The following is an 11,165-nucleotide window of genomic DNA, read 5'->3' on the forward strand; positions in this document are numbered from 1 at the left end:
ATTAAAGTTTATTGCGTCTAACAATATACTCAAAATCCTTTTCTTATACCTATTTCGGGTTTAACCATTTCTTGTTCAATATTAGGTAACTTATTATTTTTGTGTGCGTGAAAAGCGATATGATCAAAACAAATTAGTTGCCTGGTTTTTTGAACTCCTTCAATCATATCAGTCGTGGTTTCTGCAATGCGACCATAAATACGAATGTCTCCTTTTCCATGCTCACCTAACAATCTTATTTTACAAATATAACCTGTGCCTTTTAATTCTCTTATTGCGAAGGCAATTCCTGTACCATTGTTAGAAATCAATCCTCTGCCAAGTATATCAACAATCGATTTAATAATAGCTTGCTCATCCTGTTTTTCTTTTTCGCATTCCAAAATAATTTTCTCAGTATCGAGATAAGCATACCAACGTCCTAGCGGAATTTGGGGTAACCGACTTAAGGCATAGACGGGATCTTGTTCGGAATCAGAACCATAAATCTTTCCTGTCTCTTTCCAAGCGATGGAAGCCGGCTTATTGGGGAGTTTAGGTCTTCTACCAGAAGAGGCTTCACTCTCTGATGAGGCTTCTTGTTTTATTTTTTTAGGCTTTTTATTTCTTGCAGGCTTACTCTGCTCAAATTGTTCGGTCATTAAAAAGTAGCTGTCATGGTTGGGAGTTGAAGACCTAGGAGAGATTTGTTCTTTTGGCTCTGTAGTAACTAGAGTGGTCGAAGACGCTTTCTCTACTAGCTTTTGAAAAGCACTATATTTTTTGCGAAACTCGTGGAGATTTAAGTCCATCACTGCTAGCTCGATGACAGGAGGCTTTCCTTTTATAGTGAAAAACTTTCTGGCAAACCGACAATGCTCATCTTTAATGTGTATAAATAATTGGTTAGTTTGAAGGTTAAATTCATAGGGTTTATCAGCCCTTAGTTGTAAAGTATCCAGAAAAGAAACTAAAGTTGCTTTTTTTTCTTTAAAAATTTTTAGCTTTAAGAGTGATATTCTCTGCTCTACTTGACCGATTTGTTTGCGTAAATCATCAATCCAAATTGAACAGGTGCGGGCGCTAGTTTGTTTTGCGACTTTTTTTAATACCTTTTCCGGAATGGCTACCATGTTTTCATTCAGTCTTAATTGCAAATCTTTTTTTAAAAAATCCAACTCATGGATGGCATAATCCAAAGACTCTTCGTAACGTCCTGCGAAAAAAAGTTGGGTACTGAGTTGATTACAAGCATGAGCAACAAGATTACTGCAAGTGAAGACTTTAGTTGAATTAATTTTAAGCACTCTATCTATATTATTTTTGGCTTTTTGAATATCTAAATCAACTTGGAGGTAATACAACGATAAAAGACTATAGTAAATGACTAAATAGCTGGATTCTTTAGTAAGCTTCCCTTGGCTTGAGATAGCGTCGTACGCTTCTGCGCTGTGTAAAAGGGCAGCATTAATATCTTTTTTTTGACTATAGCAACAAGCAAGTTCTGACTGGAATAAAATTAAATACTCTTTAAGTGAGGCAGAAAATGAATTAAGCGGTTTTTGTTTTTTTAATTGAGATATTTCAGAAAGAATACCATCTGCAATTTTATGTAAACGTTTTTCTATTGAAATGATTTCTTCCAAGTAGTTACAGCGTGTTAGAGTGGGAATAAGATTGCCAATCAGTATAAAAAAATACTGAAAAGCGTCCTGTTGTTCAAGAAAAGTATTTTTATCGCATTGAGCTAATTTTCTAATCAGAACATCTATTGCAGCCAGCTTAGCAGTCATAAATTCCCTAGTTAACACCGGATTTGTAGTACCGAGGTTCTCATCTGGCTCTTTCATAAATTCTTGTGTTAAGCGCGGGGTTACTGCGGTGGGATTTTTAGTTTTTTTAAACTCAGCTATTAATTCACCTATGTGTTCAATAACTAAAAATAAATATCGGTCCCTTGAATTTGGCTCTCCGGGATGCAGGATGAAGCCAGGTATTATTTTGCTCGGTTGTTGATGTATCTTCGGTAGGGAACGACTTTTGAAGGCTGTACTGGGCAAGCTCAATAAATTTTCAAGATAAACCAAGCCATCTAAGATGGTAGGACTCTCAGGAATTAAGGTTTTATCGATTTTCAATTGCATATCAGATTGCCTAGCAAGATTAAAATAAGGCATTTTATTTTAATCTTGATCAGGTGGTCAATTTTAATTTTATTAATGCAATTTTTGTATGAATATTATAATTTGGGCTCATAAATAAACTCTATGCAACTTGACTAAAAACTCCTCGGACGTTCACAGTAGGCCTAGAAATTTATGACTTATCTGCTAGTTTAAATTTTAACCACTCTGTAGCAATCTGTTGGGCGTTTTAACCAATATTTCTGAATTTAATATTTGCATTCACAAAAACCATATTAAGAGATTTTTTTAAGTAATTAGTTGAGGTTATAAATTATTAAGACATATAATGAGCTATTTGGGTGAAAAATATGTTTTTTGGTGAAGCGAAAGAAAATTTCCAAAGAGAGCTCAATCAATATTTGCATGACTCTTCATTATTTGGGGGACCTCTCACACCAGAGGGCAAGAAAAGAAAGAATGAGATTGTCATAAAAGGCAGAAAATTCTTAAATAGTATTTCTGAATTACATGAGCTTAATCCTAGATCAGATCACAAGGAAATTTTAAATTGTGCGACTGAACTACTAAAAATCCCCTCTGTTAATAATTATTCTTCGCTTTGCGATTCAGTAAATTCAATGAAAAGAACTTGGGACGATTCGAATTATTCTGCCGCGCGATTACACATTTTCACAAGCTCTCTTGAGTTCACTATAACCTCGGGGCTTACAGTCTTTGGAGTAGTGGCTACTGCTAAAGCAATAAATACCATGCTTCTTGCTACCACTGTGTTAGCAATGGGCCCCTGGGGAGCATTGGCCCTAGGCGTCGGGATTACTTTATTAGGTGCTGTTGCAGCAACCTTGGCTGCTTTTGAAATCTATAAAAATTACAGATTATATAAAGATTATCAATTAGCAGAAATTACTGAATTTGTTGATTTTATAAAACCTAAATTTCCTCAACGTGTTTCAAGTGTAGAACTGAGTTCAAGTGGTGACACTAATGATAATTTACCTTCGGGACTTGCTGTAACTCCCTGATTTGATGAATATTGCACTCTCTTCTTGAGATTTTTGAAACAAATAGCCGGCAAGTTTTATAAATCCACGACGGTTGGTTAAACCTGTTAATTCATCCGTGATGGATACTTGTAACGATTCCAAATCCAATTCTACCATTTGAGTAAGATCAGAAATTATATTGGTATCAATCAGATTCATTGCTTTAGGCTTGTTATCAATTAAACAAAACACACCCACATTATAATTTCCTACCTTTAAAGGACAACCTAAATAAAACCTAAAATAATTATTGCCATGTGATTTTTAAAAGGTCCCAATGAGCCCCTAAAATTGTAGCGCTGATGCTGGAATAGAATCGAACTCCGTTAATCTATTACTTTAATTAGTATTGCCAGCCCTCTCATAGAATTACTATCTATCAATTGTGAGATGTATACTCCGGAGGAGCCAAAGTAAGTGAACAACAAGTTGATAGTTCAGATAGTAATAGTGATGGACAGTCATTAATTTTAGGTATTTGTGCTTGTTTTTTAGAAATATAACCATGCTTTTCAGCATTGACTATGAAAGAAAACAAACCATCAAAATATCCATCAATATTTAAAAATCCAAAAGGCTTATTAAAACTACCTATTTTAATAGCATTCCAGGTATCAAACGCTTCTTCTAAAGTGCCCAAACCACCAGGCATTACAATAAATGCATCTGCCTTTTGCTGCATCAGCATTTTTCTTTCTTGCATGTTTTTAGTGATAATGAGTTCATCTAGCGATGTTAAAGGTTTTTCTAAGGCAATAAGATTTTCAGGAATTATTCCTGTTACCTTTCCACCTAAATCGATTACACTTGTTGCTAGTAGCCCCATTAAACCCAAACCAGAGCCCCCATAAACCAAACGAATATTAGAATCAGCTAGTTGCTTCGCTAATTGAACTACGACATCTTTAAAGAGCGTCGAGTTACCAAATTTCGCCCCCAGATAAACACAGATTGATTGCACATTACCACCAAAAAATTAAAAGGATAAAAGATAACTTAGAAAATACGTATGCTTAGAATAAAAAATCAGCTATTATTCAGAGGATTTTTGACCCCAAGCAGGATAAAATTCTAAAGACTTTGCGTCTGGCCACTGCTTTTTAATCGCAGTGAGCATGTTTTTGGCCATTTCTCTTAAATGAGGAAGCATCTCTTGTTTGGATGCTACATCTACAAAAGCTTGAAGACGAGATAAAAATCTTGGCCTCACCGTATTATCTTCTGGTTTCCACAAGGAACCTTCTGGCACAAGTCCTGATGGCCCAACCCTCTCTTGAAGCAAAATACCTTCAAGAAAAGGTAAAGTTTGTTGTAATACCCAAAAACCACAAGCTTTAGTATAAGCGATGCTATATACCAAATCATCAGAAGCAGCAGGAATAGTGCGTTTTAACTCTTCCCTATAAATAATCTCCAGGGATTCAATAACATCAAGAGGGATGGCTTTAGCACACCAACAGGTGGGCATACTCATGCGTAAATAAGTGCCATCTAACAATGCATTTCGGACAAAACTCCATTCAAAATCAATCAATTGTAAATCTTGACCATCATGATCAAAAACATTATCAGGACAGATATCACCGTGAGTCAAAACAGTAAAAGGACTTGGTTTTAGCATTGTTGTAATAATATCTGTTGCCTCGTCAATCAATGGCTGAGTAACAGGTAAATTTAATTGTCTATTTGCTAACTCAAGTTTTGGCAATAGATCCTTTAAAGCAAAATCAAGTTCATCTTCTGTTGTTTCCGCATTTACATGAATTCTGCGTAAGATCTTTTCATAATGTTCTGTATGACCATACGTACTAGCATGAAAACTACCTAATGCTTTCATAAATCGACTTAATGCAGCAATCGCTTTATTTTGATCTGGAACAGTTAAAGAATCAACGAGGCTGACGTGCTGTTGTCCTAAATCTTCAATAAGAATAAAACGATGTTGTTTGCTTGCACCATAAAATTTAGGAACATTATGAGCAGGTTGAGGAATACTGCTCAGAAATTCAAGACCAGCCCAATCACGAGCAAACCGAGCATAAGCCTCTTGATCATCTTCATCAGACTGCTCTGGCAGGGATTGTTTTAAAATAACATTTTTGGGAATACCATTTTTCGCACTGTCGAGTGCTATTCTTAAAACAATATTTCTTCGTTCAGGCTCGTTTAAAAAATGAATTGAATCAATATTGAGTTCTGTTGCAAAACTTGCTTGCAGTAAATTTTTAACCTCTCGTAAAACTTCAGGGTTAATACCTTGCTTAACCATAACTAAGTAGTTGGGATCTTCACTAAATAAAGTGCGGATAAACCCAGATTTTTCATAACATCTTATCGCATTACTATTAAGCATATCAGGATCAACTACAATAGCTGAAAAAGTAGTAAGAAAATCCTCGATAAATTGATTGATTATCTTAATGCCAAAACCTTGTCCACGCCTCTTTCCTTCGGCTATAAATAAATCCATCCCAACTAAATCAGCTTGCTTATATTGTTTAAATAGTAAGTTGTGCTGCCCATGAATCCCTTCGGGAAAAGCATGTTCTAACTGATAATATTGAATGAAGCCAATAGGAATCTCGTCCTTATAGATAATAAAGCTTGGTACATTTTCTTTGCCTAAGATTCTTGGCTCATATTTTTCTCTAATTGCTTCTAATGACCAATACTTGCCTCTTGCATACCATTGATTAATAGACGGTTCTTGAAACCATTGATAGAGAAGAATTAAGTCATTTTGCTTAATTTTTTTAAATTTAAACATATTTATTTGAATCTATACCACCAGTTATTTATTTTAACATGACCTACAAAGAACCAGGCTTTTTTAAAGATTTTTTCCTTTCAGAAGCAGGCCTACGCTCAACTTTTTTCACATCCTCTACAGGTAGTAATTGTTCAGGGACTATGCCACGCTCTAAGAGCGTCTTACGTACATGTATTCTTGCATGCTCTTTGGTATTGGTAATTACTGCAGCAAAATCTTTTTGCCTTTGGGAGTTACTTCAAGGTAGCGGCCTTTTAATCATGAAGACGTTGATTTAAAGGAATTTAGGACTTCTGGACGTTTTAAAACTTTGAGGGCGGCGGCTATTTAATTTTTTAATCAATGTGTTGTATTTAAATGATTATTTTCTTGATCAATAAAAATACACCCCCAAATGTACCCCCATACTTACAATGTCTATGCCTTTTTTGTTAATTTTTGCATTTCAAAATGCATGATTAATTTAACAAGTACATCTTTGTGTACTCGACTACCTGTTTGTAGTAATTGCCATAATGCCACTTCGGGAAAATTTAACAGTATTTGTATGCGTTTTAATGTATTTATATCATGGCTTATTCCAGCCTCAATCCGCTGTAAGGTCACTTTGCTGATATCAAATGCTTCAGCAAAATCATGCTGTGTAATGTGTAGTTCCTTTCGCAAATTCACAATATCTTGTGGATCAAATTCGTTAGAATAAACCAGTTCAAAAATAAAACTAGAGGGTCCACGCTTCCCTATTGTCCCTAATAATTTAATTGGATTATTTTCATCAATAGAAATTCCTTGTGCTTTACAATAGTCTCTATAAGCCGGATTGGATCGATCAGGAATTCTATCCATGAGGGATGAAAAGAGTTTTCCCTTCTCAGATTGATGACGTAATTTAAATAAATCGAGCTCTGGCCCAATCGGTATCGCGCTTTTTGAGCGCGCATAGCTTTTGTTATAGATTAATTCGTAGCGATCTTGGTTTTTGTCATATAAGAGTTCACCAACGAAAACTCTTCTTTTTCTACCCTCATGAAAAATATGCAATCGTGTTTCATCTAATTCAATTGGTGCATTCATGTTCAAGCTCCCCAAATCGTTTTTTAACTAAAGCTTTTATTGCTTCTTTCATGAGCGAGTTACAAAAACTATCATCAACTAATTGAATAATCTGAGTTAATTTTATGCTCTGATAAAATTCTTGAATATCATCTGTATATCCAAGTCGTTTTAATTCCTTCACATAATCACGCATACTTGGTTCATACGTTGTAAGGGTACTAATTCTCCCTGTTGGATTAAAATCAGCTTTCAACATCTCACCATCTTCAAGGCTTAAATAGGATACATTATCGTAAATAGGAGATAGTACTGTGCTGTTTGCTGTGGTTATAAACGCGAGATTTCTGCCATGACGATCATTGTTGCCAATTAACGCATCAAATAACAGAGCTTTAATAAACATTCTTACATCATTTGGACGTTGTGTTTTTTGAGTAATAACATGAATAATACCTTCACAACTATGTTGCTCATCTGTTCTAAAATGATATATATGTTGTAAATCGACGGGGGCTCCAGGCTTAATAAAATTTTTGGTAACAAAAATTTTATCACCATAAAAAGCAATATAATAAAACTCTGCTACAGCAACATCTAAATATTTACCTATCTGATTACAGAGATATTCTACTTCCGGTAACTGAGGAGCATCTTTTTGCCGCATCTTTAATATATATGCCGAACCATGAAGCTCAGCAGAATATTTTTTAAATTTTCCATGAAAAAAACTATCGTTTTGACGGGCTAAACTATTAATAGGATCAGATGAGGTAGTGGGCCTTTGTTGTAAACTCGTAAATTCTGCTGATGTAGGAACATTAAACCATTCGGTAAAACATTCGAAGTGTAATCCATAATGGGATAGATTGGGGTCTTTTATGGACAATTGACATTTTAAGCACTTCATTATGCAACTCAAAAATTGATACTATATTAATTATATGTTGATATCCAAATAAATCAACATTAAGTTGATATCTATATAAATCAATTTAACTATGACTTATATAGATATCAATTTTATCTTGCTTAACATTGGCGAATTCTATTTTTGAGCATTTTAGATATCTTCTCTGCTGCAATGTTTCTTTCTCTTGCCCGTCCAGAACGAAGTGCATCTAGCAATGATAATAAATCGTAAAAATATGAATCAGGATATTTGTTAACAGACTTCGGCACACAATGATATAAAGGTGTTAGTGCAATGCCTTTATGCGTCCCCTCACCATACGGCCACACCGGTATAGGATCGTTCCCGGACAAAATAATTTTGTTTAAGCTTGGGGCGGCATACCCAGTAGGAATGCCGCGAGCCCATGTTCCAAATTCAGCGGGAAATACATACTTAAACCCATGAATAAAAAATTCTTCACAGGCTTGAAGAATGGGCTCTAGTTTTACTTCCGTTGATTTCTGTACTGGAACAATTAACTTAGCAGGAATTAATCGTTTAAGAGCATAATTAACTTGAGAAGTGCTTAAACAAAGCTCAAGAGCCATACTTCCTTGAGACCAGCTATTATCTGTTTGGTAAGCTAGCAGTTTGGCCAGAACTACGATGTCTTGCGTTTTAATCATTAAGCATCATCATTATTCAATATTCTAGAATTTAGAATAATGAATGCTTTCACTGCCTTCCCAACATTGCCGGATAAAGGCAGCAACTTCTATTTGACTTTTATGATGTTTTGATTCGTGTAAGAAGGGGTCATAAGAACTATCCATTGCTAACATTGCCTCACAACACACAGCAATAGCAGAAATTGATAAAGGCAAGTAATAACATAACTTATGGATAGCGATAGCAGCAATGGCAGAAGTAAAGGACGTTCCATTGACAATCGCAACGCCTTCTTTCATTTGGAGCTGAATCGGTTCAATGCCTAAATCATTAAAGAGATCTTTAGCATGCATAATAGAGCCATTATATTTTACTATATGTTCAGCCATGAGGGTTCGACCAATAGAAGACATCGGTATCAGATCACCACTGGCTCCAACGGAACCATAGCGCTTAATAATAAGTAAAATATCTTTATTAACAAGGTTAAGAATTCCTTCCGTGACAAGTGGACGTACACCCGAAGCTCCTTGTACATGTGAATTTGCTCGAATAAGCAGCATTGCTCTAACAATTTCATCGCTACAGTCTTGACCGAGAGCACAGCCTAGCGCACGCATCGCATTCGCCTGTCTTCTAATAAGTGAATCTGCATAATCCTGACTTTGTAGATTTACTCGATATGCATCGTCTCCTACTTGCGTATTTATTCCATAAAGCGACACTTTATCATTGGCAAATTTTTGTAATAATCTGATTGACTCTTCCATCTTCTTTTTTTCTTCATCAGGAATAGTTACTTTTTGTCCTAACGATGAAACGCCGTAAACTTTTCAAGATTTAACCAAAATGATTTTCCAATTTTTACTGACATCCTAGATCTCCATACGGAAGTAAAAATGTTTCAATTTTTTATATTATGAATTGGGCTCGCACATACTAATAAAGGAAACTGAAATATGCAACTCAATGAATTAAAAAACTACAGCAGACTTTACTAATTTTTTCATATCATTATTATTGCTTTTAGAAGGTATGATTTTTGTAAAAACCAGGAATTTCATGAAAATTGTTTCATTGCCAGCCATTTGGCTCATTATCTTAATTGCTGGGATCCCTCAACTTTCTGAAACAGCGTATACACCATCCCTTCCAGCAATTGCCGCAGCATTAAAGAGTACAGATTCGATAGCCGAGTATACTTTAACCATTTATCTTTTGGGCTTTGCAATTGGCACCTTATTTTGGGGTATCTTTTCAGATCGTTACGGGCGAAAGCCATGTATTCTTGCGGGATTTTTATTTTTCATTTTTGGATGTGTCGGATGTTATTTTTCTAATATGATGCCTATGCTTATGCTAAATCGTTTCATTCAAGCATTTGGTGGTTCGGTTGGCTCTGTTTTAGGCCAAGCTCTTTGTCGTGATGCTTTTCATGGCATCGAATTAGGAAGAGCATATGCGTACGTTGGTAGTTCTTTAGGTGTTTATCCTGCTATTGGGCCTGTCATTGGAGGCATTATCGCGGAACAGTTTGGTTGGAAAAATATCTTTTTGTTTTTGATTATAATTAGCCTTTTTTTAACATTTATGGTTGCCTATTTTTTACCAGAAACACATCCATTTGAACATAGAAAACGCATCTCAATAAAAAAAGTAGTTACTAAATTAATATGTGATAAACGCGCAATTGGTTTTGGACTCCTGGTCGCTGCGTGTAATGGATTAAATTTCAGTTTTTTTGCTGAGGGCTCTTTTTATCTTATTAAGTTATTGGGACTGTCGCCTAGTCAATATGGATTAAGCTTTATAGCGATTGCGATTAGTATGCTGCTTGGCGGTATTGCTTCAAGAAAACTTCATAACAATCATGAGGCAAAAACAATTATGAATTACGGCATTAACATTATCTTATTAGGAAGCAGTCTATTTTTCATTACCATTTTATTATCAACTATGCTTTTTATTAATAATATCATCCTCATTATTGTGGTCATAATTGCACAAATGATTTTAATGTTTGGTAGTTGTATGGTATTCACAAATGCTTTAGCCATGGCACTTGTAGATTATAAAAATTGTATCGGAACTGCTTCTAGTCTCTTCGGCTTCTTTTATTATTCCATCATATCGTTGTTTACCTTTGGTATGGGCGCTTTGCATAATGGGACGCTTTTCCCAATGCCTTTGTATTTTCTTTTTATTAGTTTGTTTATGGTTGTTATCCGTAAAACTCTGCTGGAGGACTATACTTCTTCCTTGAAAAGCAGTATTCCAAATTTACATCGCGGTAGATATTTTAATTTGCTTAGGCAACGCCCCTAAAGTTATTGCCAGATTGAGAAACGACACTTTGCCTAAAAATAGCGCTCGATCTCATTAAAACATACATTTAAATAGGAAAGACTCATTTAATTCTAATAAAAAGCAGGCCATTACTAACGAAGCATTTAATGACCTGCTCATATTTGATAAAATATTAATAAATCATTTAAAATCAATAAATTATTATGATATCAGCGGGAATCGACTCTGCACAGGACAATTTTTATGAGACAGGCCCCTGTTGCGCATTAAAGCTAAACAATTCGGATATACATACTCTAAAT

General features: G+C 35.1%; 8 protein-coding genes and 1 pseudogene. 2 read left to right on the top strand and 7 right to left on the bottom strand.

Features of this window, described 5'->3' with window-relative positions; genetic code table 11:
* Nucleotides 1-29: 29 nt before the first annotated feature.
* Nucleotides 30-2,123 (bottom strand): hypothetical protein, encoded by a 2,094-nt coding sequence (locus tag Lnau_RS01615; RefSeq protein ID WP_133134949.1) that lies wholly within the window; start codon nucleotides 2,121-2,123, stop codon nucleotides 30-32.
* Nucleotides 2,124-2,464: 341 nt separating this feature from the next.
* Between Lnau_RS01615 and Lnau_RS01620 the strand changes: the two genes are divergently transcribed.
* Nucleotides 2,465-3,148 carry a hypothetical protein gene (locus tag Lnau_RS01620; RefSeq protein WP_133134950.1) on the top strand — a complete coding sequence of 228 codons (684 nt, stop codon included), beginning with the start codon at nucleotides 2,465-2,467 and terminating at the stop codon, nucleotides 3,146-3,148.
* Nucleotides 3,149-3,548: 400 nt separating this feature from the next.
* Here the strand turns inward: Lnau_RS01620 and Lnau_RS01630 are convergent, their stop codons facing one another.
* The 6 genes and pseudogenes from Lnau_RS01630 to Lnau_RS01655 form a co-directional block, all read right to left on the bottom strand.
* The gene (locus Lnau_RS01630; protein ID WP_058503411.1) at nucleotides 3,549-4,130 is read right to left on the bottom strand and encodes an LOG family protein; all 582 of its coding nucleotides are present in this window, start codon (nucleotides 4,128-4,130) and stop codon (nucleotides 3,549-3,551) included.
* Between the two features lie 72 nt (nucleotides 4,131-4,202).
* Nucleotides 4,203-5,936, bottom strand: coding sequence for a GNAT family N-acetyltransferase (locus Lnau_RS15965; protein ID WP_065240227.1), 1,734 nt, complete (start codon nucleotides 5,934-5,936; stop codon nucleotides 4,203-4,205).
* A 420-nt stretch (nucleotides 5,937-6,356) separates the two neighbouring features.
* Nucleotides 6,357-7,013 carry a helix-turn-helix domain-containing protein gene (locus tag Lnau_RS01640; protein WP_058503412.1) on the bottom strand — a complete coding sequence of 219 codons (657 nt, stop codon included), beginning with the start codon at nucleotides 7,011-7,013 and terminating at the stop codon, nucleotides 6,357-6,359.
* Nucleotides 6,997-7,902, bottom strand: coding sequence for a HipA domain-containing protein (locus Lnau_RS01645; protein WP_058503413.1), 906 nt, complete (start codon nucleotides 7,900-7,902; stop codon nucleotides 6,997-6,999). The genes Lnau_RS01640 and Lnau_RS01645 overlap by 17 nt, the downstream gene beginning before the upstream one ends.
* Before the next feature lie 122 nt (nucleotides 7,903-8,024).
* On the bottom strand, nucleotides 8,025-8,573 hold the full coding sequence (locus Lnau_RS01650; protein WP_058503414.1) for a hypothetical protein: 549 nt from the start codon (nucleotides 8,571-8,573) through the stop codon (nucleotides 8,025-8,027).
* A 24-nt stretch (nucleotides 8,574-8,597) separates the two neighbouring features.
* Nucleotides 8,598-9,368, bottom strand: a pseudogene (locus Lnau_RS01655) (aromatic amino acid ammonia-lyase); the annotation flags it as partial.
* Nucleotides 9,369-9,618: 250 nt separating this feature from the next.
* Between Lnau_RS01655 and Lnau_RS01660 the strand changes: the two are divergent.
* Nucleotides 9,619-10,881 (top strand): multidrug effflux MFS transporter, encoded by a 1,263-nt coding sequence (locus tag Lnau_RS01660; RefSeq protein ID WP_065240228.1) that lies wholly within the window; start codon nucleotides 9,619-9,621, stop codon nucleotides 10,879-10,881.
* Nucleotides 10,882-11,165: the final 284 nt, after the last annotated feature.

The organism is Legionella nautarum, assembly GCF_001467895.1.
Taxonomy (GTDB): domain Bacteria; phylum Pseudomonadota; class Gammaproteobacteria; order Legionellales; family Legionellaceae; genus Tatlockia; species Tatlockia nautarum.

Coding starts and splice junctions, on each gene's coding strand:
- Lnau_RS01660 (WP_065240228.1), top strand. CDS start 9,619: ATGAAAATTGTTTCATTGCCAGCCATTTGGCTCATTATCTTAATTGCT.
- Lnau_RS01615 (WP_133134949.1), bottom strand. CDS start 2,123: ATGCAATTGAAAATCGATAAAACCTTAATTCCTGAGAGTCCTACCATC.
- Lnau_RS15965 (WP_065240227.1), bottom strand. CDS start 5,936: ATGTTTAAATTTAAAAAAATTAAGCAAAATGACTTAATTCTTCTCTAT.
- Lnau_RS01645 (WP_058503413.1), bottom strand. CDS start 7,902: ATGAAGTGCTTAAAATGTCAATTGTCCATAAAAGACCCCAATCTATCC.
- Lnau_RS01650 (WP_058503414.1), bottom strand. CDS start 8,573: ATGATTAAAACGCAAGACATCGTAGTTCTGGCCAAACTGCTAGCTTAC.
- Lnau_RS01640 (WP_058503412.1), bottom strand. CDS start 7,013: ATGAATGCACCAATTGAATTAGATGAAACACGATTGCATATTTTTCAT.